This window comes from Pseudarthrobacter sp. 1G09 (genome assembly GCF_050038305.1).
GTDB classification, from domain to species: domain Bacteria; phylum Actinomycetota; class Actinomycetes; order Actinomycetales; family Micrococcaceae; genus Arthrobacter; species Arthrobacter equi.
On sequence record NZ_CP188306.1, the window covers coordinates 1,715,241 to 1,738,858 of the forward strand.

General features: G+C 67.1%; 26 protein-coding genes. 21 read left to right on the forward strand and 5 right to left on the reverse strand.

The features are described from left to right. Positions 1-220: 220 nt before the first annotated feature. Positions 221-748, forward strand: coding sequence for a 30S ribosome-binding factor RbfA (gene rbfA, locus ACP3TD_RS07910; protein WP_426766611.1), 528 nt, complete (start codon positions 221-223; stop codon positions 746-748). A 72-nt stretch (positions 749-820) separates the two neighbouring features. On the opposite strand, the gene ACP3TD_RS07915 is transcribed toward rbfA, so the two are convergent. Continuing rightward, complete coding sequence (locus ACP3TD_RS07915; RefSeq protein ID WP_426766612.1) at positions 821-1,981, reverse strand: ScyD/ScyE family protein; 1,161 nt, start codon at positions 1,979-1,981, stop codon at positions 821-823. 180 nt (positions 1,982-2,161) lie between these two features. On the opposite strand from ACP3TD_RS07915, the gene ACP3TD_RS07920 reads away from it, so the two are divergent. Further along, positions 2,162-2,647 carry a nucleoside deaminase gene (locus tag ACP3TD_RS07920; protein ID WP_426766613.1) on the forward strand — a complete coding sequence of 162 codons (486 nt, stop codon included), beginning with the start codon at positions 2,162-2,164 and terminating at the stop codon, positions 2,645-2,647. A gap of 16 nt (positions 2,648-2,663) precedes the next feature. Then, a complete protein-coding gene (gene trxA / locus ACP3TD_RS07925) occupies positions 2,664-3,086 on the forward strand; it encodes a thioredoxin (protein ID WP_426767165.1) in 423 nt (140 codons plus the stop codon). Here trxA and ACP3TD_RS07930 read toward each other — a convergent pair. After that, positions 3,083-4,258 (reverse strand): pyridoxal phosphate-dependent aminotransferase, encoded by a 1,176-nt coding sequence (locus ACP3TD_RS07930; protein WP_426766614.1) that lies wholly within the window; start codon positions 4,256-4,258, stop codon positions 3,083-3,085. The genes trxA and ACP3TD_RS07930 overlap by 4 nt on opposite strands. 78 nt (positions 4,259-4,336) lie before the next feature. Here ACP3TD_RS07930 and truB point away from each other — a divergent pair, with 78 nt between their 5' ends. From truB to ACP3TD_RS07980, 10 genes are all read left to right on the forward strand, one after another. Continuing rightward, positions 4,337-5,272 carry a tRNA pseudouridine(55) synthase TruB gene (gene truB, locus ACP3TD_RS07935; protein WP_426766615.1) on the forward strand — a complete coding sequence of 312 codons (936 nt, stop codon included), beginning with the start codon at positions 4,337-4,339 and terminating at the stop codon, positions 5,270-5,272. After that, positions 5,273-5,626, forward strand: coding sequence for a hypothetical protein (locus ACP3TD_RS07940; protein ID WP_426766616.1), 354 nt, complete (start codon positions 5,273-5,275; stop codon positions 5,624-5,626). A gap of 19 nt (positions 5,627-5,645) precedes the next feature. Beyond that, positions 5,646-6,134 (forward strand): hypothetical protein, encoded by a 489-nt coding sequence (locus ACP3TD_RS07945; protein ID WP_426766617.1) that lies wholly within the window; start codon positions 5,646-5,648, stop codon positions 6,132-6,134. A 77-nt stretch (positions 6,135-6,211) separates the two neighbouring features. Continuing rightward, positions 6,212-7,195 (forward strand): bifunctional riboflavin kinase/FAD synthetase, encoded by a 984-nt coding sequence (locus ACP3TD_RS07950; protein WP_426766618.1) that lies wholly within the window; start codon positions 6,212-6,214, stop codon positions 7,193-7,195. A 32-nt stretch (positions 7,196-7,227) separates the two neighbouring features. Next, complete coding sequence (gene kynA, locus ACP3TD_RS07955; RefSeq protein WP_426766619.1) at positions 7,228-8,082, forward strand: tryptophan 2,3-dioxygenase; 855 nt, start codon at positions 7,228-7,230, stop codon at positions 8,080-8,082. After that, positions 8,079-9,347, forward strand: coding sequence for a kynureninase (locus tag ACP3TD_RS07960; protein ID WP_426766620.1), 1,269 nt, complete (start codon positions 8,079-8,081; stop codon positions 9,345-9,347). The genes kynA and ACP3TD_RS07960 overlap by 4 nt, the downstream gene beginning before the upstream one ends. Before the next feature lie 216 nt (positions 9,348-9,563). Beyond that, a complete protein-coding gene (gene rpsO / locus ACP3TD_RS07965; protein ID WP_056083357.1) occupies positions 9,564-9,833 on the forward strand; it encodes a 30S ribosomal protein S15 in 270 nt (89 codons plus the stop codon). Between the two features lie 247 nt (positions 9,834-10,080). Then, positions 10,081-12,339, forward strand: coding sequence for a polyribonucleotide nucleotidyltransferase (locus ACP3TD_RS07970; protein WP_426766622.1), 2,259 nt, complete (start codon positions 10,081-10,083; stop codon positions 12,337-12,339). Between the two features lie 113 nt (positions 12,340-12,452). Continuing rightward, positions 12,453-13,796: a M16 family metallopeptidase gene (locus ACP3TD_RS07975; protein ID WP_426766623.1), complete on the forward strand. Its 1,344-nt coding sequence runs from the start codon at positions 12,453-12,455 to the stop codon at positions 13,794-13,796. A 152-nt stretch (positions 13,797-13,948) separates the two neighbouring features. Continuing rightward, positions 13,949-14,521, forward strand: coding sequence for a DUF1579 family protein (locus tag ACP3TD_RS07980; RefSeq protein ID WP_426766625.1), 573 nt, complete (start codon positions 13,949-13,951; stop codon positions 14,519-14,521). A gap of 33 nt (positions 14,522-14,554) precedes the next feature. Here ACP3TD_RS07980 and ACP3TD_RS07985 read toward each other — a convergent pair whose 3' ends face one another. Next, positions 14,555-14,821, reverse strand: coding sequence for a MoaD/ThiS family protein (locus tag ACP3TD_RS07985; RefSeq protein WP_426766626.1), 267 nt, complete (start codon positions 14,819-14,821; stop codon positions 14,555-14,557). 5 nt (positions 14,822-14,826) lie between these two features. Beyond that, positions 14,827-15,969 carry a GTP 3',8-cyclase MoaA gene (gene moaA / locus ACP3TD_RS07990; protein ID WP_426766627.1) on the reverse strand — a complete coding sequence of 381 codons (1,143 nt, stop codon included), beginning with the start codon at positions 15,967-15,969 and terminating at the stop codon, positions 14,827-14,829. A 142-nt stretch (positions 15,970-16,111) separates the two neighbouring features. On the opposite strand from moaA, the gene ACP3TD_RS07995 reads away from it, so the two are divergent. The 7 genes from ACP3TD_RS07995 (at position 16,112) to ACP3TD_RS08025 (ending at position 21,827) form a co-directional block, all read left to right on the forward strand. Further along, the gene (locus ACP3TD_RS07995) at positions 16,112-17,704 is read left to right on the forward strand and encodes a molybdopterin-dependent oxidoreductase (RefSeq protein WP_426767167.1); all 1,593 of its coding nucleotides are present in this window, start codon (positions 16,112-16,114) and stop codon (positions 17,702-17,704) included. A 23-nt stretch (positions 17,705-17,727) separates the two neighbouring features. After that, positions 17,728-18,975, forward strand: a complete 1,248-nt coding sequence (gene glp, locus ACP3TD_RS08000; RefSeq protein WP_426766629.1) for a gephyrin-like molybdotransferase Glp — start codon at positions 17,728-17,730, stop codon at positions 18,973-18,975. Continuing rightward, entirely contained in the window at positions 18,963-19,457 is a 495-nt protein-coding gene (moaC, locus tag ACP3TD_RS08005) for a cyclic pyranopterin monophosphate synthase MoaC (RefSeq protein ID WP_426766631.1), read from the forward strand. Before glp ends, moaC begins: the two co-directional genes overlap by 13 nt. Beyond that, the gene (locus ACP3TD_RS08010) at positions 19,454-20,008 is read left to right on the forward strand and encodes a MogA/MoaB family molybdenum cofactor biosynthesis protein (protein ID WP_426766633.1); all 555 of its coding nucleotides are present in this window, start codon (positions 19,454-19,456) and stop codon (positions 20,006-20,008) included. The genes moaC and ACP3TD_RS08010 overlap by 4 nt, the downstream gene beginning before the upstream one ends. Continuing rightward, positions 19,998-20,468 carry a molybdenum cofactor biosynthesis protein MoaE gene (locus ACP3TD_RS08015; RefSeq protein WP_426766635.1) on the forward strand — a complete coding sequence of 157 codons (471 nt, stop codon included), beginning with the start codon at positions 19,998-20,000 and terminating at the stop codon, positions 20,466-20,468. Before ACP3TD_RS08010 ends, ACP3TD_RS08015 begins: the two co-directional genes overlap by 11 nt. 105 nt (positions 20,469-20,573) lie before the next feature. Continuing rightward, positions 20,574-21,344 (forward strand): 4-hydroxy-tetrahydrodipicolinate reductase, encoded by a 771-nt coding sequence (dapB, locus tag ACP3TD_RS08020; protein WP_426766636.1) that lies wholly within the window; start codon positions 20,574-20,576, stop codon positions 21,342-21,344. Between the two features lie 3 nt (positions 21,345-21,347). Further along, a complete protein-coding gene (locus tag ACP3TD_RS08025; protein ID WP_426766638.1) occupies positions 21,348-21,827 on the forward strand; it encodes a hypothetical protein in 480 nt (159 codons plus the stop codon). Here ACP3TD_RS08025 and ACP3TD_RS08030 read toward each other — a convergent pair. Continuing rightward, a complete protein-coding gene (locus tag ACP3TD_RS08030) occupies positions 21,824-23,065 on the reverse strand; it encodes a heparan-alpha-glucosaminide N-acetyltransferase domain-containing protein (protein WP_426766640.1) in 1,242 nt (413 codons plus the stop codon). The genes ACP3TD_RS08025 and ACP3TD_RS08030 overlap by 4 nt on opposite strands. Before the next feature lie 122 nt (positions 23,066-23,187). Between ACP3TD_RS08030 and ACP3TD_RS08035 the strand changes: the two genes are divergently transcribed. After that, complete coding sequence (locus ACP3TD_RS08035; RefSeq protein WP_426766642.1) at positions 23,188-23,565, forward strand: hypothetical protein; 378 nt, start codon at positions 23,188-23,190, stop codon at positions 23,563-23,565. Positions 23,566-23,618 lie beyond the last annotated feature (53 nt).

Below are 23,618 nucleotides of genomic sequence, written 5' to 3' on the forward strand. Positions count from 1 at the left end.
CCGGCGGCCCCGCCCCTTCGCCGGACGGTTTTCGATCTTCGATCGCAAACCGTCCGGCTCCGATAGGCCCGATGCCACTCCCAGGCCGCCGGAAAAAACCCAACGGGAGTCGGTCGTAGACTCGCCTTTAGTGCGTGGTAAATGAATCCAAGTTGAGTGCGACAGTCGCCCACGTGCCGCCGTCGTACGTCCCTAATTTTTCTTCCTATAGGAGTTGTTCATGGCTGATCCGGCACGTGCTGCCAAGTTGGCGCAGCGGATTAAGGTTGTTGTTGCTGAGGCTCTTGGCCGCAAGGTCAAGGATCCGCGGCTTGAGGGCGTCACCGTGACCGATGCCCGCGTGACGAACGACCTGCAGCACGCCACGGTGTACTACACGGTTTTCGGTGACGAGACCGCCCAGGCCGACGCTGCCAAGGGGCTGGAGAAGGCCAAGGGCGTTCTGCGCCAGGAAGTAGGCCGCAACATCACCGTTCGGCTGACGCCGACCCTGGAGTTTGTCGCCGACCAGATCCCCGTGGTGGCTTCAAACCTGGAGGAACTGCTGCGGGAGGCCAAGAAGCGCGACGCCGAGGTGGCCGCCCTGGCTGCCACCGCCAAGCACGCAGGCGAAGCTGATCCCTACAAAAGCGATGCTCCCGAGGACGTTGACATCGACGAAGACGACTTCGACGAGGAGGACATTGACCTCGCCGGCGACGACGACATCGATGAAGATGCCAACAAGGACGCGGACAGCACCAAGTAAGGCGTGACCGCAGCAGCAGGCCCGGACCGGTTGGTCCGGGCCTGCTGCTTTCTCAGCAAACCCTGATGGCTGCTAGCGGATACTGGCCTTGATGAGCTTGCCGGTCGCCGGCGGTGGACCGGCAGGAGGTTCAGGTCCCAGCATTGCCGGCAGCACGTCCGTGGTGGCGTACAGGCTCCGCCCCTGGATCTCAACATCGGCCGGCTGGTTGACCGCGAGGAACTCCGAACGCTCGCCCTTCCAGCCGCTGAACTTCAGGATCTTCCCGCCGAACAGCGAAGCCACATAGATGTCACCGTTGTTCGCAATGGCCAAACCAGTGGGGCTGAGGATTTCGTCCGCCCACACCTTCGTCCTGCCGTTCCACGGGTTGATCCGGAAAATCGCACCGCGGTCGCCAAGGGCCGGGCTTTCCGGACCGCCGGGCAGCGACGTCACGTACAGCCAGCCATCCTGGCCAATCTCCACATCCGTGGGAACCGGCTCGAAGGCGTACTCGTGTCCCGCGACGCAGGCCGGCACGCCGAGGCCGCCCTCCGCCTCCGGACGGGCAGCAGTTTCAGGAATGACCGCCGGCCGCGGCGGCAGGACGGCCAGGGTGGAAATCTCGCCGGACCGCAGGTTGACGGTGAGGATGGCGTTCATCCCGGCGTCAGCCACGTAGGCGGTATTGCCCTGGACAGCCAGCGCGTAGGGATGCGAATCGACCGTACCCGTATAGCGGGCAGGAGCCGGGGACTCCTTGGGCCACTGCTGCAGGCACGCTTCACTGACATCGTCACCGAAGCCGTACTCCTGGCCGCCGTCGGGGTTGTTCTCACGCTCGTAGTCGGCGAAGTTGGCGATGGTCCTGACATCCCCGTTCGGGCTGATGGCCTTCAGGTAGCCCTCAAGGCTCTCCGGCTTGCCCAGCCCGGCACCTGTGCTTTCCAGGAAGAACGTTGTGGCCCCGCGGGTGTCCACCCCTGCCACGTCCCACCCGGGCTTGGGACTGGTGTAGACATCTTCGACGGTGCCGTCCCGGTTGACGCGGCTCAGCTTGCCGGCAAAGTCCTGGCTCACGTAGACGGACTTCGCTGTCCCGAGGGCCAGGTGCAAGGGCGTGGCAAGGCCGGTGGCAACTTCTTCCGGCTCGGCGCCGTCACCGCCCTTATCCGACGCTGTCGACGGGCTGGCTGGGGCAAAAGCCACCACAGCCGCCACCAATCCAATAATGGTGATCTTTTTCTTCATTGTGGGTACTCCGGGTGCGTGCCCTTAGCGGGCCGGATAGGAAGCCTCCCAAGAGGCAAAAAATGCGGACCCCCGCGGGCAACGATATGCCTGCAGCGCCAGGATGTCATCGGTACTTTCCCCCTAAAACCGACCCCATTTGCATCGCCCAACGGCCGGCCACATGGCTAGGATCTAGCTATGACCACGGTGCCTGAGCAGAACAGCCCTTCCCGCTACCTTCAGCAGGCCGTGGGCCTGGCAACGGACAACGTGGACCGCGGCGGCGGCCCCTTCGGCGCAGTGGTGGTGACGGCGGACGGGCGGGTCTTCGAAGGCGTCAACCGGGTCACCCGCGACAACGACCCCACCGCCCACGCCGAAGTAGTGGCAATCCGTGCCGCAGCTGCCGGAACGGCGAACTTCAACCTGCAGGGCGCGGTCCTCTACGCGAGCTGCGAGCCTTGCCCGCTGTGCCTCGCGTCCGCCCTCTGGGCCCGGATCGACCGCGTCTACTTCGCAGCAGACCGCCACGGCGCGGCCGCGGCCGGCTTCGACGACGCCCTGTTCTACGAGTATTTCGACGGGTCCCGCACGGACCTCATGCCTGTCACCCGTGGTGACCTCCCGGCGTCGGACGCCCCCTTCAAGGCGTGGGGCGCGAACAAGGAACGGGCGGAGTACTGACGTGGAAACCAGGCTCATGGCCTGTCCCGCATGCGGCAGGACCAACCGGATTCCGGCGCAGGCTGCCGGCAGGCCCCGCTGCGGCAACTGCAAGGCCGGGCTGCCGTGGATCGTGGACGCGGGAGACGCCGATTTTGCCAGTGTCGCCGAGGCCTCCCCGGTGCCCGTACTCGTGGACTTCTGGGCCGAATGGTGCGGCCCGTGCCGCATGGTCAGCCCCGTCCTGGACAAGCTCGCACGGGAGCGGCCAGGCGCCATCAAGCTCGTAAAGGTGGACGTGGACAAGTCGCCGGCGCTGTCCCGCAGGTTCGACGTGCAGGCCATTCCCACGCTGATGGTCCTGGTGGACGGCAAGGTGGCCGCGCGCCAGGCCGGGGCCGCTCCCGCCGATGCGCTGCGGTCCTGGCTGGACAAGGCCCTTTCCGGAGCGGGCCGCTAGCCGGCCGTCGTGTGGTCAGCCGCACGCGCCGGGAGCCTGGACAGACCTTCCAGTAAATCCTGCTGCCTGCCGCAGAGCGCTATCCGGACCCAGCCTTCGCCGATGGAACCGAACGCCGTGCCGGGCGCCAGCGCAACACCGGAATCGGCCAGGAACCGGCGGACCCACTGCCGGACGTCCCCGCCGCTGACGTGGGACATGTCCGCCCACAGGTAGAACGCACCCTGCGCCCGCAGGTACGGGATGTTCCTGCCGTCGAGGACTGCGGAGGCGGCGTCCCTGTTGTTCCGGTAGTGCCGGTGGGCGCGCTGAACGTAGTCCTGCGGCCCGGTCAGCGACGCCAGCGCCGCGTACTGGGAGGGCGCGGCGACGCAGGACACGATCGATTCCATGACGTTGTCCATCTGCTGCTGCAGCCCGGGCGGGCAGACCAGGGCGCCAATCCGAAGGCCCGTCAGGCCATACGTCTTGGACAATGTCAGGGAGGTGAAGACACGCGCCTCACCCTGCGTGCCGGCGTCGTACCGTGCCGGACTGACGTGCTCCACATCGTAGGTGAACGCCTCGTAGCATTCGTCCGAAATGACCCACAGGTCGTGGCGGCGGGCGAGATCCATCAGTTCCCGGACCGAGTCCTTACTGAGGACGGCACCGAGGGGGTTGGAGGGGGAGTTCAGGACCAGCACCTTGGTCCTGGCCGTGATGAGGGCCTCGATGTCCGCCGTGCGGGGCTGGAAGCCGTGGTCCGGGTACAGCGGATAGCCCACCGGAACAGCTCTCAGGAGCTGGCTGGTCATCGCAAAGGTGGGGTAGCCGGGATTGGGTATCAGGATCTCATCGCCGGGGGACAGCAGCAGGCTCATGGCAAAGTGCAGGCCCTGCTGGGCCCCCGAGACCACATAGACCCTGTCGGCGCCGACGTCGACGCCCTGCTCTTCGCGGAACCTCGCCGCGAACGCCTCCCTGAGGGCGGGAAGCCCGGCGTTGGGCGTGTAGTTCGTCTCGTCCCGGTCCAGGCAGGCCATCCCGGCGTCCAGGACATGGCGGGGGAGCGCGAACCCGGGCTCGCCGATGCTGAGCACCAGCGCGCCGGGGGTGCGCCACGCGGCCTCGGTGATTTCCCGGATCTGGTTGACGGGCACGTCGCGGACATGGGCGGCAAGCTCAGGCATGCCAGCCATCCTAGCGCTGCAACCGGGCCGGGCAGGGCGTGCGCTGTGCCCCCAACCAGCGCCGATATACTGGTAGGCGTGCTTTCTGGACTGGTGATAGTGGACAAGCCGCAGGGATGGACCAGCCATGATGTGGTTGGCCGGATGCGGCGCATCGCGGGGACCCGGAAAGTGGGCCACGCCGGCACGCTTGATCCCATGGCCACGGGCGTGCTGGTGGTAGGCATCAACAAGGCCACCCGCCTGCTCACCTACATCGTGGGAACGTCCAAGACTTACACGGCCACCATCCGCCTGGGCCAGTCCACAGTGACGGACGACGCCGAAGGGGACGTGGTTGCCTCGGCCGGCACGTCCGCGGTGGAGGAGCAAGCCATCCACGACGGCGTCGCAGCGCTCACCGGCGGCATCCAGCAGGTACCCAGCAGCGTCAGCGCCATCAAGGTCAACGGCGAACGCGCCTACGCCCGGGTGCGCTCCGGTGAGGACGTCAAGCTCGCCGCCCGGCCCGTCACCATCCACAGGTTCGAAGTCCACGGGATCCGGCGGGACACCGGGGCCGACGTCATCGACATCGATGTCACCGTCGAGTGCTCCTCGGGAACCTACATCCGCGCCCTCGCCCGGGACCTGGGCAACGGGCTGGGGGTGGGGGGACACCTCACGGCCCTCCGCCGGACCCACGTTGGCCCGTACTCCCTGGACCAGGCCCGCACGCTGGAACAGCTGGCCGACGAGCTGGACGTGCTGGAAATGTCGCAGGCCGCCCGCGCACTCATGCCCAACCGCGAGCTGAGCGCCGAGGAAACCACGGAAATTTCCTACGGCCGCCGGATTGCCGCCGGCGCGGCCGCGGGAAGCCCTGGCGCCGCGACCGCCGACCACCCGGCAGCAGCCTTCGCTCCTGACGGGAGCCTGGTGGCCCTGCTGGCGGACAGCGGCAACTACGCCAAGCCGGTCCTGGTGTTCGCACCAGGCAACGGCAACTCCGCCGCGGCCGGAGGGGAGGCCTGAGTGGACGCGTATTTCTACATCATCCTGGCCGTAGGGCTCCTCTCCACCGTCATCTGCCTGGCCGCGGGCATCATGAAGAAGGCACCCAACGACGCCACCATCCTGTCCGTGGCGGCAGTGGAGGTGGCCCTGGTGGTCTACCTGGTGGGGTCCATCATCAGGGTCATCGCCGGCGAAACCATTACCGGCGAGGCCTGGGAGTTCTGGGGCTACTTGGTGACTGCCATGCTGCTGCCCCCGGCCGCCGTCTACTGGTCCATCCTGGAACGGACCCGGTGGAGCAACTTCGTCCTTGCCGCCGTCGGCGTGACCGCCCTGGTGATGGCCGCCCGAATGAACCAGATCTGGTACTGAAGTGGAAGAAGCACGCAACGTGAATGACCAGCACCCCCAGTCCGCCGACGCAACGGCGGGAGACCACGGCAGCACGAACACGGCGCGCGCCGGCGCCGGCGGCAACACCCGCAATACCGGCCCGGGCCGGCTGCTGATTGCCGTGTACGCCGTCTTTGCCATCTCGGCCACAGCCCGCGCCGGGTACCAGATCCTCACCAAGTTTTCCGACGCCCCCGTGGCGTACCTGCTGTCCGCCTTCGCAGCCCTGGTGTACGCCGTGGCCACGGTGTCGCTGGCCAAGGCGGGGAGCACCTGGTTCAAGGTCTCCGTGGCGGCAGTCCTGGTCGAGCTGGTTGGCGTTGTGGTGGTGGGCTCCCTCAGCATCTTCGATTCCGTGGCGTTCCCGCACGAAACCGTCTGGTCCCTGTTTGGCCGCGGCTACGGGTTCATCCCGCTGATACTCCCCGTCCTCGGCCTGGTATGGCTGTACAGGCGGCGGCCTTCGCTGGGAAAAGCAGGCCGCTGAATGCGGGTAACCTTGAAGAATTCCGCGGCCGGATGGCCGCGGATCATTGATGCTGCAGGCAGTTTAAGGCGAGGGTGATGGTCTACATCTGGAACGATCCGTCCGAGGTCCCGGCGGACTTTGGCCCATCCGTTGTCACCTTTGGCAACTTTGACGGCGTTCACCGCGGGCACCAACAGGTCCTGTCCCAACTGATCCGCTCCGCCAGGCTGACGCACTCCAAGGCCGTCGCCGTCACGTTCGATCCGCACCCGGCCGTCATCCACCGCCCGGAGAGCGCCCCCCGCCTGATCATGGGCCTGGAGGATAAGCTCGAGGCCCTCGGCGAGCTGGGCCTGGACGCCATCCTGGTGGTGAAGTATTCACTCGACCTCGCCAGCCTCACGGCGGAGGAATTCGTGGAGCAGTACCTGGTGGACTGCCTGCACGCCAGCCACGTGGTCATCGGCCACGATGCCCGGTTCGGCCGCGGCAACTCCGGAGACCTGGAAACCATGAAAGCCCTGGGCGGGAAGTTCGGCTTTGAAGTGCAGGTCATCAGCGAGTTCGGCTCCGAGGGGTACCCGCTGCATCACGACGAGGGCACGGACCGCCGCTGCTCGTCCACCTGGGTGCGCGAAGCACTGCAGGAAGGCGACGTTGCCACGGCGGCGGAGGTGCTCGGCAGGCCGCACCGGATGCGCGGCGAGGTTGTCCACGGCGCAGCCCGCGGCCGAGCCCTCGGTTTCCCCACAGCGAACCTCGCCAGTAACTCCACCGGCCTGATTCCGGCAGACGGCATCTACGCCGGCTGGCTGGTGGACGAGGCCGGCAAACGCTGGCCGGCAGCCATTTCCGTGGGCTCGAACCCCACGTTCGACGGCGTCAGCCGGCAGGTGGAGGCCCACGTCATCGACCGGCCCCGGGAAGCCGTAGAGGACTTCGATCTGTACGGCCAGACAGTGATCGTGGAATTCCTGGCGCGGCTGCGCGGCATGGTGGCCTACCGTGGTCCCGAAGCCCTGGTGGACCAGATGAAACTGGACGTGGTGCAGGCACACCAGTTGCTGGCACGGAACTAGGGACCACCCAGGAAGTACGCGAAAGGCTGTACGTGTCCGTCGAGAAGAACACCCGCAAGCTGGACAAGGGAATTGTCCGCGACTTCAGCTCCCGGATGAGTTATGGCTCGTACCTGCAGCTGCCCACCCTGCTGAGTGCCCAACAGCCGGTCAGCGAGCCCGAACACCACGATGAGCTGCTGTTCATCATCCAGCACCAGACCACGGAGCTGTGGCTGAAGCTGGTGCTGCATGAGCTGCGCAGCGCCGCGGCGTGGCTGCGGGCCGATGATCTTGGCTCAGCGCTGAAGGGAATAGCCCGCGTCAAGCACATCCAGAAGACCCTCACCGAGCAGTGGTCCGTCCTGGCCACTCTCACGCCTACCGAGTATTCCCAGTTCCGTGGGTTCCTGGGGAACTCTTCGGGGTTCCAGTCGGCCCAGTACCGTGCGGTGGAGTTCGTGCTCGGCAACAAGAACCGCAAGATGCTCCCCGTCTTCGAGTCCGATCCCGAAGCGCACGCCATGCTGGAGGAACTGCTCGCGGCTCCCAGCATCTACGACGAATTCCTGGCCTACCTCTCGCGCCAGGGCTTCGAGGTGCCTGGTTCCGTCCTCACCCGGGACGTCACCCGCGCCCACGAGTTCACCCCCGAACTTGTTCCGCTGTTCAAGTACATCTACGAGCACGCGGCGGAGAACTGGGGCGCCTACGAGGCATGCGAGGAACTCGTGGACCTCGAAGACAACTTCCAGCTTTGGCGCTTCCGCCACCTCCGCACGGTGCAGCGCACCATCGGAATGAAGACGGGCACTGGAGGCTCCAGCGGGGTGACGTTTTTGCAGAAGGCCCTGGAGCTGACATTCTTCCCGGAACTATTCGCCGTCAGGACGGAGATCGGACGATGAGCATCCACCAGCAAGGCGCCGGGCACACTGCGGTCCCGGCGGACGAAGTACTCCGGCAGCGCGCCGCCGAACTAGACCGGGAAGACCCGCTGGCGCATTACCGGGAACTGTTCATCGGAACGGACATGCCTCTGTCCTACCTGGACGGCAATTCCCTGGGAAGGCCGCTGAAGCGCACTGCCGGGGACATCGCGGCCTTCATCAGCGATGAATGGGGCGGCCGCCTCATCCGCGGCTGGGACGAGACGTGGCTGGCCCTGCCGCAGGCCATTGGCGACCAGTTGGGCCGTGCCGTCCTCGGAGCGGCACCGGGCCAGACCATCATTGCCGACTCCACCACCGTGGTCCTCTACAAGCTGATCCGGGCCGCCCTTGCAGCGGTTGACGACCCGGACCGGAATGAGCTCGTCCTCGACACCGGAAACTTCCCCACGGACCGGTACCTTGTCGAGGGCATCGCCCTGGAAGAGGGCCTCACCCTGCGCTGGATCGAAACGGACCCCGCGGCGGGGGCGACCGTTGACCAGGTGCGCCAGGCCACCGGGCCGCGCACCGCCGTCGTACTCCTCAGCCAGATCGCCTACCGCTCGGGGCACCTCGCAGACCTCCCGGCGATCACCCAAGCGGTGCACGACGCCGGGGCGCTGGTGGTGTGGGATCTTTGCCATTCCGCGGGCTCGGTGGAGATCGGCCTGGACAGTGCCGGCGTGGACTTCGCCGCCGGCTGCACGTACAAATACCTCAACGGCGGTCCGGGATCGCCGGCTTTCGCCTACGTCAACGAGCGCCACCTGCCATCACTCAACCAGCCCATTTGGGGGTGGATGGGCCGCAAGGACGCCTTCGAGATGGCTGCCGGGTATGAACCTGCGCCGGGCATCCGAGGCTTCCTGAGCGGAACGCCGGCTGTCTTCGGCATGCTGGCCATGCGGGGCACCCTCGACCTCATTGAGGAAGCATCGATGGCAGCCATCCGGGCCAAGTCGGAAAAACTTACGGCGTTCGCCGTCGAAATCTTCGAGGCCCTGCTGGCGCCGCTTGGTGCCGAGCTGGCGTCACCACGTGATCCGGCGGAGCGCGGCAGCCACATCACCGTGGACCACGCTGACTTCACCAAGGCCACGGTCGAGGCCCTGTGGGACGGGGACGTGGTCCCGGACTTCCGGGCGCCCCGCGGGCTCCGGGTGGGGCTGTCCCCACTCAGCACCAGTTTCGCGGAAGTCCTGCACGGCATGGCTGCCATCAGGGACAGGCTCGCGGCCTGACGCATTTCCGGCGCTGACCGGGCGCCGGGCCGCCGCCGGCCCTGTTTCGACAACATTGGGCCGCGGCCGGTAAACTGGGCGATGGATCCGGCTGCAGTCCGTGGCGGCTGGTTCCTGCTGTGTGCGGTCGCCCCCAGTTTGACCGGTGGCCGCAGCGGCAGACCCGGCAGTGAATTACTGATCCGGGCCCTCACGGCACATTTCCAAGGAGTTATTGTGGCACTTGACGCCGCTGTAAAGCAGTCCATCATCAAGGAATACGCAACCGGCGAAGGCGACACCGGTTCGCCCGAGGTCCAGGTTGCAGTCCTGACCCAGCGGATCAAGGATCTGACTGAGCACATGAAGGAGCACAAGCACGATTACCACACCCAGCGCGGTCTGCTGGGCATGGTCGGTCGTCGCAAGCGCATGCTTGGCTACCTGAAGAAGACTGACATCAACCGCTACCGTGCGCTCATCGAGCGCCTTGGCCTGCGCCGCTAGTCGGACTTTCGGGCGGCCCTGTCCCATTCGGGATCGGGCCGCCCCGCTCCACCTAAAAAACTAAACAGGAGGATCAACCGCATCACGCATTCGCGGTCCTCGGTAGTGATCCCCGGGAACGGCAGCATCGAATGGCTGCCCCGGCCCGTGGGTCTCGATCGACGACCGGGTGCAGGGCCAGTCGACATATGCTGGCCTGGGTTGATGTGGCTGGACTTCCGTAAAACAGAAACGGAGGTGACTCTCTATGGAGGGTCCCGAAATCCAGTTCTCAGAAGCCGTCATTGACAATGGCCGCTTCGGCAAGCGTGTAATCCGCTTCGAAACCGGCCGCCTCGCCAAGCAGGCAGCCGGCGCAGCCATGGTGTACATCGACGAAGACACCGCGCTGCTTTCCGCCACCACCGCAGGCAAGCACCCGCGCGAAGGCTTCGACTTCTTCCCCCTTACGGTTGACGTCGAAGAGCGCATGTACGCTGCCGGCCGCATCCCGGGCTCGTTCTTCCGCCGCGAAGGCCGCCCCTCCACCGAAGCCATCCTGGCCTGCCGCCTCATGGACCGTCCGTTGCGGCCCGCCTTCATCAAGGGCCTGCGCAACGAAGTCCAGATCGTGGTGACCGTCCTGGCCATCAACCCTGACGAGCTCTACGACGTGGTGGCCATCAACGCCTCCTCCATGTCCACGCAGCTTTCGGGCCTGCCGTTCTCCGGCCCCATCGGCGGCGTCCGCGTAGCCCTGGTCGCCGACGAGCACGGTTCACAGTGGGTTGCTTTCCCCAAGCACTCCCAGCTGGAAAACTCCGTCTTCAACATGGTCGTAGCCGGCCGCATCGCCGGTGACGACGTCGCCATCATGATGGTGGAAGCCGAAGCAACCGACAACTCCTGGAACCTCATCAAGGAACAGGGCGCCACCGCCCCCACCGAAGAGGTTGTCTCCGAGGGCCTTGAGGCTGCCAAGCCGTTCATCAAGGCACTCTGCGACGCGCAGGCCGACCTCGCCGGCCGCGCAGCGAAGCCCACGGTTGAGTTCCCGGTCTTCCTGGACTACCAGGACGACGTGTACTCCGCTGTTGAAGCAGCTGCTGCCGACAAGCTGGCTGCTGTCTTCCAGATCGCCGACAAGCAGGAGCGCGACGTTGCTTCTGACGCCTTGAAGGACGAGACCGTTGCCTCCTTGGCCGGCCAGTTCGAAGGCCGCGAGAAGGAACTGTCCGCAGCGTTCCGCTCGGTCACCAAGCAGGTTGTGCGCCAGCGCATCCTGAAGGACCAGATCCGCATCGACGGCCGCGGCCTGACGGACATCCGCCAGCTCACCGCCGAGGTTGAGGTCCTGCCCCGCGTGCACGGTTCGGCCATCTTCGAACGCGGCGAAACCCAGATCATGGGTGTCACCACGCTGAACATGCTCAAGATGGAACAGCAGATCGACTCGCTGTCGCCCGTAACGCGCAAGCGCTACATGCACAACTACAACTTCCCGCCGTACTCCACCGGTGAAACCGGCCGCGTGGGTTCGCCCAAGCGCCGCGAAATCGGCCACGGTGCCCTTGCAGAACGCGCCCTGGTGCCCGTACTGCCGTCCCGCGAGGAATTCCCCTACGCCATCCGCCAGGTGTCTGAAGCCCTCAGCTCCAACGGTTCGACGTCGATGGGTTCCGTCTGCGCCTCCACCCTGTCCATGCTGAACGCCGGTGTGCCCCTGAAGGCAGCCGTCGCCGGTATCGCCATGGGCCTGGTGTCCGACCAGGTTGACGGCCAGACGCGCTACGCCGCGCTGACCGACATCCTCGGCGCCGAAGACGCCTTCGGCGACATGGACTTCAAGGTTGCAGGTACCTCCGAGTTCGTCACGGCCATCCAGCTGGACACCAAGCTCGACGGCATCCCCGCCTCCGTCCTGGCAGCAGCACTGAAGCAGGCCCGCGAAGCCCGCCTACACATCCTCGAGGTCATCAACTCGGCCATCGACACCCCGGACGAGCTCTCCGAGTTCGCGCCGCGCGTCATCGCCGTGAAGATCCCCGTGGACAAGATCGGCGAGGTCATTGGCCCCAAGGGCAAGATGATCAACCAGATCCAGGAAGACACCGGCGCCGACATCTCCATCGAGGACGACGGCACCGTCTACATTGGCGCCACCAACGGTCCGTCTGCTGACGCAGCACGCTCCGCCATCAACGCCATCGCGAACCCGCAGGTTCCGGAAATCGGCGAGCGTTACCTGGGTACGGTCGTCAAGACCACCACCTTCGGTGCCTTCGTATCGCTGACCCCGGGCAAGGACGGCCTCCTGCACATCTCCGAGCTCCGCAAGCTGGCCAACGGCAAGCGCGTGGACAACGTTGATGACGTCGTTTCCGTGGGCCAGAAGGTCCAGGTGGAAATCACCAAGATCGACGACCGTGGAAAGCTTTCGCTCTCCCCGGTTGTGGCCGAGGAAGAAGGCGCGGAAAGCACCGAACGCGCCCACGCCACGGAGCCTGCTGAAGGCGTCGAGATCTAACCGTTCCCTGACAGGAACACCAGTATGAAACGGCGGGGCCGGTGGGATGATCCACCGGCCCCGCCGCTGTTACGATGACAGCCAGATCCGGCTGCACCACCTGAAAGGCCTCAATGACTGTTGTACCCCTGCCCCTTGAGCAGAACCACCTCGGCGACTCCCTGGTCCACGGCTCCGACGGCGGCTCCGAAGTCCGCCGTTCAGTGCTGCCCGGCGGCGTGCGGGTTCTGACCGAAGCGATGCCCGGCCAAAGGTCGGCCACTATCGGTTTCTGGGTAGGCGTGGGGTCCCGCGACGAGGCCCACGGACAGCACGGCTCCACCCACTTTCTGGAGCACCTGCTCTTCAAGGGCACCAAACGGCGCACCGCGCTGGAGATCGCCTCGGCCTTTGACGAGGTGGGCGGCGAATCGAACGCGGCGACGGCGAAGGAAAGCACCTGCTACTTCGCCCGCGTCCTGGACACGGACCTGCCCATGGCCATCGATGTCATTGCCGACATGATCACCGGCGCGGTCCTCGACCCGGACGAGATGGAGCAGGAACGGGACGTCATCCTTGAGGAAATCGCCATGGACAGCGACGATCCCACGGATGTTGCCCACGAGCACTTCGTTGCTTCGGTTCTGGGCAGCCACCCCCTGGGCCGCCCCATCGGCGGAACCCCGGACGCCATCCGCGCCGTTGCCCGCGATTCCGTCTGGGAGCACTACCAGCGCTACTACCGTCCCGATGAACTGGTCATCACAGCTGCCGGCGGCCTTGAGCACGACGTCGTCTGTGGCCTGGTGGTGGATGCCCTTGAGGCGGCAGGCTGGTCGCTTGCGACGGATGCGTCGCCGGTTGATCGCAGGCCCACCGAGCGGGCCCTGATCACGGGAACCGCCGGGCTCCAGGTGGTGAAACGTGCCGTTGAGCAGGCCAACATCATCATGGGCTGCCCCACGATTGTTGCCACGGACGGGCGCCGCTATGTCATGAGTGTCCTCAACGCTGTCCTCGGCGGAGGCATGTCTTCGCGGCTGTTCCAGGAAATCCGGGAAAAGCGTGGCCTGGTGTACTCGACCTACTCTTTTGCGTCGTCCTACGCAGACGCCGGCTACTTTGGCATGTATGCAGGCTGTACGCCCTCCAAGGTGCGGCAAGTCCTTGAACTGCTGGGCATCGAGCTGGACAAACTCGCCGAGCACGGCATCTCCGAAGACGAACTGCGCAAGGCAGTGGGGCAGCTGTGCGGCGGGATTGTGCTGGCCCTGGAGGACACCGGCTCCCGGATGTCACGCCTGGGCCGGGCGGAACTGGTGTCCGGCGAATACCAGGACATCGACGAGACCCTGCGGCTGATCAAGTCCGTCACCGCCGAACAGGTGCAGGAACTGGCCGCCGAACTGGCCGCCGCGCCCCGCACCGTCACAGTGGTGGGCCCGTTCGACGAAACCGAGACCTTCGGACTCTGAGCAGCGGGCAACCGCAACGCGGGTTCTGAAGGGCGGGTCCTGACTTCTGGCCATAACGGCCCGCGGTGAGCGTGCGGACCCCTCGCGGGGCGCAGGCTGCAGGACTACGATGAGGCCATCCGACGTCGCCGTGCTGGGGAGGAGTGGAAGGCGTGAACGTACTCCGGCTGGGCCATGACGGCGCCGCGGATGCGCCGCGACAGGGTGTTCCTGCCGGTATTCATCCGGCCCTGGCGGGCCTCCTGGGCGCCTGGCGGGGGAGTACCGAGCTGGCTGCCGGGCCCTGGGGGCCGCAGCGCACGGTGGATGCCGAGGTGGCATACCGCCGCGCAGCCGGGGGATTTGCTGTGGTTCAGAGCTACCGGCACGTGGAGGCCGACGGTTCGCACTTTGAGGGCCACGGAGTCTTCACCCTGGATCCTGACCACCATGATGTGTTCTGGTACTACGTCGACAGCACCGGCGGGCCTCCCGGCAGTCCCTCCCGCTGCACGTGGCATGACGGCGTTCTCCGTGTGGAGCGGCGCGCAGGCACAGGCTGGACAAGGCACAGCATTATCCTCACTGGCCCCACAGAATCAGTGCCGGGGAGCGCGGTGCTCGTGCACATTACCGAGCTGCGGACCGGCCTGGAACCACACGTGGTGGACGAAACGAACGCGCGTGCAAACGGCAAACGCCCCGCTTTCACGCCGTTTATGACCTCCACCTTCCGGCGGGCCTGAGGCTTCACAGGCCGGGCGGCGGAAGGACGGGGGCTACCCTCCGGCGAACGGTGGCAGGACGTCCACGACGTCATCGGCGTCCACTACAGTGGTGCGGTCGCGTACCGCCACCTCGTTCAACAGGAAGCTGCTGCGCGAAAGGATGCGGGCCAGCGGAGGCGTCCCGGCCGGGGGCTCCTCCCGTGGCACGGCGAGGACGGCGTCCAGCAGGTCCGCCACGGTTGCCCCGGCAGGGAGGTCGAACTTCTCTTCCTCGAACCCGGCAGCGGCGCGTGCGGCAGCGAAGTAACGTACATGCATTCCGGTCAGCCCCCGATGGCGCTCATGCTGCGGTCCGGCTGGACAAAGTCCGGAGCGTCGAGTCCCACGTGGTCCATGCCGTGGGCTTTTGGCTTAATCCACATTGCGTCCTGCCACCGGCGCGCCAGGGCGTCGTCGTCAGCGCCGGAGCGCAGCAGGCCCAAGAGGTCGTACTCTTCACGCGAGAAGAGGCAGCTCATGATCTTGCCTTCGGCCGTGATCCTCGTCCGGCGGCAATCCGAGCAGAACGGCTCGGTGACTGAGGCAATGATTCCCACCGTTCCCAGGACGGGCCCGTGCGCGGAAGGGTTGCCGGCGGCATCCAACCCGGCCACCCGGCGTCGTACTTCGAACCTCTCGGCGGGCGCCCCGTCGCGTTCGCGCGGATCGGCGCTCAGGACGTACTCGGCTGACAGGATGTCGCGGATCTCGGCGGCGGTGATCATGTTCCGGCGCGTCCAGCCGTGGTCGGCGTCCAGTGGCATCTGTTCGATGAAGCGCAGCTCATAGCCCCGGTCCAAAGCCCAACCCAGCAGGGCCGGGGACTCGGCGTCGTTGATCCCGCGCATCAGGACGGCGTTCAGCTTGACCGGACCGAGTCCGGCCGCCCATGCGGCGTCCACGCCCGCCAGCACCTGGTCGAGGAAGGGGCGGCGGGTGAGCTTGGTAAACGTCTCTTCGTGCAGGGAATCGAGCGAGACATTGATCCGTGTCAGGCCCGCGGCCTTGAGCGGGGCGGCCTTCTTCGCCAGCCCCACGGCGTTGGTGGTCATCGAGATGGGCAGGTCCGGATGGTTGCTGCGCAGCGCGGAAATGATGTCCACCAGGTCATGACGCACCAGGGGTTCTCCGCCGGTGAGCCGGAGCTCGCGGACGCCGAGCTGCTCCACCCCGATCCGGACAATCCGGACGATCTCCTCGGCCGTCATGACGGCCTGCTTTGCCAGCCATTCCAGGCCTTCGGCGGGCATGCAGTAGGTGCAGCGGAGGTTGCATTTATCGGTCAGGGACAGCCTCATGTCGCTGGCCCGGCGCCCGTACCTGTCCGCCAGGCCTGCAGGCGCGTCAGCCGGACGCGGAGCCGGGACGGACGGCAGCGCCGGGTCCGCTTCTTCGCGGGGCTGGGGCATGCCTAGCTGGACACTCATGAATTCAGGCTACGCCACGATGGGCTCCACATCACACCCGTGACGGACGCTGCCGGGGAGCGGCATGAATCCGCGCCGGTCAACCGCCGGAAAGGGTGCGCCAACCTATGCTGGAAGGGTGAACAGCGCCCGGCAGCAGGCCATGCACGACGACGGTACCCGCCACGGCGGTTCGCCCGAACCCAGCGAGCGGGAACAGCGGGAACGGCGCCGCCTGGGCGGGCACGCTGCGGCCGCCGGCGTGGTGTCCGTGGCCGGCGGGGTGGTCCTCGGAGAGTTGCTGGCCGGCGTGTGGAGCCCGTCGGTGTCGCCTCTGACCGCGGTGGGCGGAGCAGTCATTGATGCCGTTCCACCGGCAGTAAAGGACTGGGCGGTCTCGCTCTTCGGCACGGCGGACAAGGTGGCCCTCCTGGTCGGCATGGCCTTGGTCATTGTGGTCCTCGCGGCCCTCGCCGGAGTAGTGGAACGGCGGCGGCGTTTTGCGGGGCTGGCCGTGATTGCCGTGTTTGGACTCGCGGGGGTGGCCGCCGTTGCGGGCCGGGCCCAGGCGACGCCGGTGGCCCTGGCTCTTCCCGTGGCTGCGGCGGCCGCCGCTGCCCTGATCCTCCGGCTGTTGATGGCCAAGCTGAAGGCCTGGGAAGCGGCCCGTGCCGGCGGGCGGGCCACGGCCCGCCGCGCGTTCCTCCGGAGCCTCGCCGCAGGTGCCGTCCTCACGGCCGTTGGCGGAGTCCTGGCGGGAGCCTGGCGCGGGACCGTGCTGAAGGTCAACGATGCCAGGGCCCGGGTGGCGATACCCCGGGCAGCGGTACCGGCACCGCCCATCCCTGCGGGAGCGGAGGCAGGCGTGGAGGGCATGCACCCGCTGATTACTCCCGTCAACGACTTTTACCGGATCGACACGGCCCTGGTGGTGCCCGCCGTCGACCCTGATACCTGGGTCCTCAAGGTCACGGGCATGGTGCAGCGCGAGGTGGAACTGACCCTTGCCGAACTCCTTGCCAAGCCGCTGACCGAACGCCACATCACCATTGCCTGCGTGTCCAACCCGGTAGGCGGGGACCTCATTGGCAACGCGCGGTGGCTCGGCTGGCCGGTCCGCGAACTCCTGGCGTTGGCCGGGCCGGCCAAGGGTGCGGACATGGTGCTGTCCCGGAGTGCTGACGGGTGGACTGCCGGCACCCCGCTGGAAGTGCTCACGGACAGCCGGGACGCCCTCCTGGCCGTGGGAATGAATGGCGGCCCGCTGCCGCTCGAACACGGATTCCCCGTCCGGATGGTGGTGCCGGGCCTGTACGGCTACGTTTCCGCCACCAAATGGGTTACGGAGCTGAAAGTCACCACCTACGCGGCGGACACCGCCTACTGGACCACGAGGGGCTGGTCCGACCACGGTCCCGTCAAGCTGTCCTCCCGCATTGACGTCCCCCGCAGCGGCAGGCCCGTCAACGCCGGAACGGTCACCTTTGGCGGCATTGCCTGGGCCCAGCACACCGGCATCAGCGCCGTTGAACTCAGGGTCAACCGCGGTTCCTGGCAGCCTGCAGAGCTGTCATCCGGGATCTCCACGGACACCTGGTACCAGTGGAAGCTCAGCATGGACCTCACACCCGGGCAGTACGAGGTCCAGGTGCGGGCCACGGACCTCGCGGGCACCGTCCAGGACGAGGCGTCCCGGCCCGTGGTCCCGGACGGCGCCACCGGATTCCACACGGTTAGAGTGGACGTGAAATCCTGACGGCCCACATTGAAGGCGCATCCATGACCAGCCCGCACCGCCACGCCCCCGCGGGCACCCCCCACCAGGCCCGCTCCGTTGCCGACCACGTCGCCGCTGTTGCCCACCTGCTGGCCCCTTTGCGGTCAGAATCCCGCACCGAAACCGTTCCGCTGTCGCGGGCTCTCGGCAGGGCACTGGTGCACGGATTCCTGGCACCCGTCAGCCTGCCTCCCTTCGCCAACTCCCAGATGGATGGGTACGCCGTCAATTCCGCGGACACGTACGACGACGGCACGGAGTTCGCGGTCGCGGCACCGGTCCCGGCGGGGACGCGGCCGTCCGCGTTGGCCCGCGGGACCGCGGCGCCCATCATGACGGGTGCCATGCTCCCGGATGGTGCTGACGCCGTCGTACCCATTGAACGTGCGGTGCCGGACAGCTTTCCAGCTCCCGGCACGGACGCACGGGTCACGCTGCCGGCAACGGCGGCGGGGACCTACGTCCGCCGGGTGGGCAGCGACGTTGCCGCCGGTGAGCGGGCCCTGGCCGGCGGAACCTGCCTTGGTCCCGCCCAGCTGGGGCTGCTTGCCGCGCTGGGCATCCCGGATGTGGAGGTCTACCGCGCCGTCCGGGTCCTGCTCGTCACCACCGGCGACGAAGTGGTGGAACCGGGGCAGGACCTGCCCGCCGGCAAGATTTACGACGCGAACGGCACCCTCCTCGAAGCCGCCATGGCGCAGGCAGGCCTGGATGTGCGGCGGGCCGGTATCTCCACCGACGATCCCGCGGAACTGCAGAAGCTGCTCCGGAGCCAGGGCGCGGACGCCGATGTCATTGTCACCACCGGCGGCGTCAGCAAAGGCGCGTACGAAGTGGTCCGGCAGGCCATGGAAGGCCAGCCGGTGGAATTCCTGCATGTGGCAATGCAGCCAGGCGGGCCGCAGGGAATCGGAATGTTCGACGGCGTCCCCTTCCTGGGATTCCCCGGGAACCCCGTCAGCTGCCTGGTGTCCTTCGAAATGTTCCTGCGGCCGGCCCTCGCAGCAGTGCTCGGGGCTCCGGCCCTCCGCCTGCCTGTGCGCGCCAGGCTCAGTCACCCGCTGACGTCCCCGCAGCACAAACACCAGGTCCGGCGCGGCAACCTGCAGCCCGACGGCACCGTACGGCTGGAGGGCGGCGAGAGCTCCCACCTGGTCCGTGCGCTGGCCGGTTCCAACGCCCTGGTTCACGTCCCTGCCGGTGTAACGGAACTCGCGGCCGGGGACGAGGTGGAAGTATGGATGCTGTGAATGCAGAACAGACCCCCGCTGCCCTGACGCACCTGCGCAGGGACGGCAGCGCACAGATGGTGGACGTTTCCGCCAAGGCCGAAACCACCCGCGAGGCCACAGCAACAGCCACGGTCCGCACCACGGCGGAGGTGATGGGCCTGCTCGGTTCCGGTGGCCTTCCCAAGGGGGACGCTCTGGCAGTCGCCCGGGTGGCGGGCATCATGGCCGCCAAGAAAACGCCCGAACTGATTCCACTGTGCCACCCCCTGCCGCTGTCCAGGGTCACTGTCGACTTCGGGCTCGAAGCGGAGTCCGTGGAGGTGGTGGCTACGGTTAAGACCCGCGGCGTGACCGGCGTGGAAATGGAAGCCCTGACGGCGGCGTCCGTGGCCGCGCTGAGCGTTTACGACATGATCAAGGCAGTGGACAAGCACGCCGTCCTGACAGATATCAAGGTGCTGGCCAAGAGCGGCGGCAAGAGCGGGGACTGGACCCTATGACCCACGATGACAGCTTCGGCGGATCCGGCGCAGCACCGTCCCACGCCGCTGAGCCGCACCGGCACGGCGACGTCCAGGGCCGGAAGGCCGGCGTGGTGATCGCCTCCACGCGGGCAGCGGCAGGTATTTACGACGACGAGACCGGCCCGGTGATCACGGACTGGCTCACCGAACACGGCTTCGAGGTCTTCCCGGCAATGGTGGTCCCCGACGGCGAGCCGGTGGGCGCCGCGATCAGGGCCCTCCTGACCCAGCGTCCCGCCGTCGTGATCACCAGCGGCGGCACCGGGCTGAACCCGGACGACCGGACCCCCGACGTCACCCGGCCCCTGCTGGACCGCGAAATCCCCGGCATCATGGAGGCAATCAGGCGTGCCGGCGCCGCCAAAACGCCGTTGGCGGCGCTCAGCCGCGGCTACGCGGGCGCGGCCGGGAAGTCCTTCATTGTTAATCTGCCCGGCTCACCGAAAGGCGTCATGGACGGACTCAGCGTCCTGGACCCGCTGATCGGGCATCTCTGCGACCAGTTGGAAGGCAACCATGGGCACTGAAGCATTCGAAGTGGTATCCGCGGTCCTCAGCGCGGAGCCAATCTCCGTAGACCAGGCCATCGCGGCCGTGGAAGGGGATACCGCAGGGGCGGTGGTCAGCTTCAGCGGCGTGGTGCGCAACCACGACGGCGGCAAGGCAGTTGACCGCCTCAGCTACAGCGCGCACCCCACGGCGCACCAGGTGATGGCCGACGTCGTCGCCCAACTGGTTGCCGAACAAAACGCCGGCGGGGGTGCGGGGGAGGACGGAGGAAAGCCGGTCCGCATCTGGGCGGCCCACCGGATCGGCACGCTGCAGATCGGCGACCCCGCACTGGTCTGCGCCGTGTCCGCAGCACACCGGGGGCAGGCCTTCGCCGTGTGCTCCGAACTGGTGGACCGGATCAAGGAGCAGGTGCCCATCTGGAAGGAACAGTTCTTCTCCGACGGCACTGTTGAATGGGTGGGCGCCGGCGGCTGACCGCCGGCTTTTTCCAGCGGTTTTGAGTGGTGCCGCGGCGTCCTGCGAGGTAACGCACACCGTCCGGTTCCGGGGCGCCCCGGGGCCGACGGTAGGGTTAACGGCATGACCGAACAACACTCCGAAGCCAAGCGCGTCGCCATCCTGGGCGCCAACGGACGCATGGGCGTCGAAGCCGTCAAAGCCGTTGAAGCCGCACCCGACATGGAACTCGTCGCAGCGCTGGGACGGAACGACTCCCTGGACCAGGTCACCGCCGCCGGAGCGCAGTACCTTGTGGACCTGACAGTTCCCGAAAGCACCGAAGCGAACGTCCGCTTCGCCGTCGAAAACAACATCCACGCCGTTGTGGGGACCACCGGCTGGGATGCCGGCCGCCTTTCCGCGCTCGAAGACCTGCTGTCAGCGCATCCGGAAACCGGTGTGCTGATCGCCCCCAACTTTGCCGTGGGATCGGTCCTTGCTTCAGCCTTCGCTGCCAAGGCTTCCAAGTACTTCGAGTCAGTGGAGATCATTGAGCTGCACCACCCGGACAAGGTGGACGCCCCTTCCGGAACCGCTGTCCGCACCGCCCAGCTCATCGCCGCGGAACGCGAGGCCGCCCAGGTGCCGGCGAGCCCGGACGCCACCACCAGTGAACTGGCCGGCGCCCGCGGCTGCGACGTTGACGGCGTTCGCGTCCACAGCGTCAGGCTCCGCGGGCTGGTGGCCCACCAGGAAGTCCTCCTCGGCAGCGCCGGTGAGCAGCTGACGCTGCGCCACGACTCGTTTGACCGCGCGTCCTTCATGCCCGGCGTCCTGCTCGGCGTCCGCAACGTGGCCGCACACCCCGGGCTCACCGTGGGGCTGGACGGCTACCTGGACCTGGGTTTCTAGGCGATGGACGGTCTCCTGGCAGGCTTCCGCAAGAACCGCACCAAGATCTGGGTGGGGCTTGTCACGCTGCTCCTGGTGTTCTACCTGGTGGTGTCCCTCCAGCGCTCCATCCTGCTCCTGACGGACGGCAACCTCACGGCGCAGGCCATCGGAGCCGCCTACCTGGTCCTGCCGATCGTGGGCGCATGGGCGCTGATCCGTGAGTTGATGTTCGGTGCCCGGACGGAGCAGATGGCCAAGGTCCTCGAAGCCGAGGGCGGCCTCCCCGTGGATGAACTGCCCCGGACACCTGCCGGGCGGATCATCCGGGAAGCGGCCGACGCCGAGTTCGAAAAGTACAAGGCTGAAGCGGAAGCCGCACCCGACGACTGGCGGTCCTGGTTCCGGCTCAGCTGCGCCTACGATGCCGCCGGCGACAGGAAGCGGGCCCGCGCGTCCATGCGCGACGCCGGCAGGCTCTTCCGCGGCAAGGTTTCTGCCTAGCTCCTGCCGCGGAGTTTGAGCTGCCCGCGGCCCAGCTGGCTGGCCGCATGGCCCACCCACTCCAGGGGACCCCGCCACTTCAGCAGTACAAAGGCCATGCCCACCACCACAGCCGTGGCTGCCTGGGCGAAGTACATGCCGTCCTCGGTCCAGCCGGCGGGCAGCGGCTTGAGATAGAAGCCTGACACCACCCACACATGGACCGTGTACAGGGTGAGTGTCATGGCGCCGGCACCGCGCAGCGGAAGCAGCAGGTCCAGGTCCACCCACTCCGCCAGCCGGCCCAGGAGCAGGCAGGCTCCGATGACTGCCGCTGCCACTCCGGAAGTGTGCAGCAGGTCCAGGGTTGTGCCGGAATGCGGGGCGGCGGACGCCAGCCACCACCATGACCCCTCCTGCCTGATACCGGTCAGGTTTACCTGCAGGACGCTGTCCAGCGGATACCCCGGCGCATTGAGGACCTTCTCCAGTGCGGCACGCCCGCCCCAGTCCTCCATTGCCGTCACGCCCAGAACCTTCGCGGCGATCGCAACAACTGTCCCGCCGGCCAGCAGCGCCACCGGGACCAGGGCTTTGCTGAGCACCAGCCGGCCGATTGCGAGCCCCACGAGTAGGTATGACATCCACTGGAACACCGGGTAGTAGCCGGTGAGGAACACGTCGGCGACCAGCCGGGCGGGTGTTGCCAGGTCCTCCCAGCCGGGATTATGGCCAAGCTGCAGGGGCGGCTCCGCGGTGAGCAGCCAGGGGCGCAGGAGGTACGCCAGGACGGGGGAACCGAAGATCCATCCGGCTGCCCAGCCGCAGAGCTGCTTCAGGCCCATGCCCAGGAATGGCAGGATGCACAGGAACAGGACTGCGTAGTGGACCAGAATGACGGCCAGGTTGACGGTGAGGCCGCCCAGGCTGAGTCCGACGGCGGCGATCACCAGGGCCCGGAGCGCCACTCCGCGGCGTGCGGCCGAGAGTTCACCAGCCGCGAGCGGCCTGTTCTTACCGGTTGACAGGGCCAGCCCGACGCCGGCCAGCACGGCGAACAGGGCAGCCGCCCGCCCCGAGAAGGCCAGTCCGATCCATGTGGGGGTAAGGCTGGCGTTCGATTCAAAGGTGGGGAGCAGGTGCGTGGCCATCATGCCCAGCAGGGCAATCCCGCGCGCAGCATCGATGCCGTAAAGCCGTCCCGGTGCCTGGCCGGCTGCCGTTTTCCGGGGTGCCCTGGCCGGGTTGCGGGAAGTCATGAACCGAATCGTCTCACACGGGCGGCGCGGCCTGCTGTCACGCCGGGGAGTCCTCCCTGGCAGCCGCGCGGACGGAGCGGCAACCCTTGTATTCGAATATATGTTCGAATACAATAGTTGGCATGCAGACGCCAACACCGGAGATTCCCGCCTACGGACCGGGCCGCCACGAGTCCACTGGCCGTACCACCGGACACGGGCCGGCGAGCCCCGAGCCGGGAACGGGCCTCCTGAAGGCCATGAGCCCCGGGGTAGTCGACTTCCTCTTCCGCCAACTCGTGGCCGGAAAGCCTGCGGAGGATGTCCAGTGGGAGCGGGAGGGCGTCAGCCTCGCCGCACAGCCCGAAGGTGCAGAGCTTGCCCGCCGCCTGGCCGAATCGGACCTGGACGCCCTGACGCCGCTGGAATTGTTCCACTATGTCCGGGCGGCCCAGCGTCTTTCGGACTGGGCCGAGGAACTCCGCCGGGCAGCCGTCGGCCGGTACTGCGGCATCCCATGACCCCGGAAACCCCCAATTTGACGTTCATCACGCCCGCGGCATTGTCCTAACCA

Coding starts and splice junctions, on each gene's coding strand:
- rbfA (WP_426766611.1), top strand. CDS start 221: ATGGCTGATCCGGCACGTGCTGCCAAGTTGGCGCAGCGGATTAAGGTT.
- ACP3TD_RS07915 (WP_426766612.1), bottom strand. CDS start 1,981: ATGAAGAAAAAGATCACCATTATTGGATTGGTGGCGGCTGTGGTGGCT.
- ACP3TD_RS07920 (WP_426766613.1), top strand. CDS start 2,162: ATGACCACGGTGCCTGAGCAGAACAGCCCTTCCCGCTACCTTCAGCAG.
- trxA (WP_426767165.1), top strand. CDS start 2,664: ATGGCCTGTCCCGCATGCGGCAGGACCAACCGGATTCCGGCGCAGGCT.
- ACP3TD_RS07930 (WP_426766614.1), bottom strand. CDS start 4,258: ATGCCTGAGCTTGCCGCCCATGTCCGCGACGTGCCCGTCAACCAGATC.
- ACP3TD_RS07950 (WP_426766618.1), top strand. CDS start 6,212: ATGGTCTACATCTGGAACGATCCGTCCGAGGTCCCGGCGGACTTTGGC.
- ACP3TD_RS07960 (WP_426766620.1), top strand. CDS start 8,079: ATGAGCATCCACCAGCAAGGCGCCGGGCACACTGCGGTCCCGGCGGAC.
- ACP3TD_RS07970 (WP_426766622.1), top strand. CDS start 10,081: ATGGAGGGTCCCGAAATCCAGTTCTCAGAAGCCGTCATTGACAATGGC.
- ACP3TD_RS07975 (WP_426766623.1), top strand. CDS start 12,453: ATGACTGTTGTACCCCTGCCCCTTGAGCAGAACCACCTCGGCGACTCC.
- ACP3TD_RS07985 (WP_426766626.1), bottom strand. CDS start 14,821: ATGCATGTACGTTACTTCGCTGCCGCACGCGCCGCTGCCGGGTTCGAG.
- moaA (WP_426766627.1), bottom strand. CDS start 15,969: ATGAGTGTCCAGCTAGGCATGCCCCAGCCCCGCGAAGAAGCGGACCCG.
- ACP3TD_RS07995 (WP_426767167.1), top strand. CDS start 16,112: ATGCACGACGACGGTACCCGCCACGGCGGTTCGCCCGAACCCAGCGAG.
- glp (WP_426766629.1), top strand. CDS start 17,728: ATGACCAGCCCGCACCGCCACGCCCCCGCGGGCACCCCCCACCAGGCC.
- moaC (WP_426766631.1), top strand. CDS start 18,963: ATGGATGCTGTGAATGCAGAACAGACCCCCGCTGCCCTGACGCACCTG.
- ACP3TD_RS08010 (WP_426766633.1), top strand. CDS start 19,454: ATGACCCACGATGACAGCTTCGGCGGATCCGGCGCAGCACCGTCCCAC.
- ACP3TD_RS08015 (WP_426766635.1), top strand. CDS start 19,998: ATGGGCACTGAAGCATTCGAAGTGGTATCCGCGGTCCTCAGCGCGGAG.
- dapB (WP_426766636.1), top strand. CDS start 20,574: ATGACCGAACAACACTCCGAAGCCAAGCGCGTCGCCATCCTGGGCGCC.
- ACP3TD_RS08025 (WP_426766638.1), top strand. CDS start 21,348: ATGGACGGTCTCCTGGCAGGCTTCCGCAAGAACCGCACCAAGATCTGG.
- ACP3TD_RS08030 (WP_426766640.1), bottom strand. CDS start 23,065: ATGACTTCCCGCAACCCGGCCAGGGCACCCCGGAAAACGGCAGCCGGC.
- ACP3TD_RS08035 (WP_426766642.1), top strand. CDS start 23,188: ATGCAGACGCCAACACCGGAGATTCCCGCCTACGGACCGGGCCGCCAC.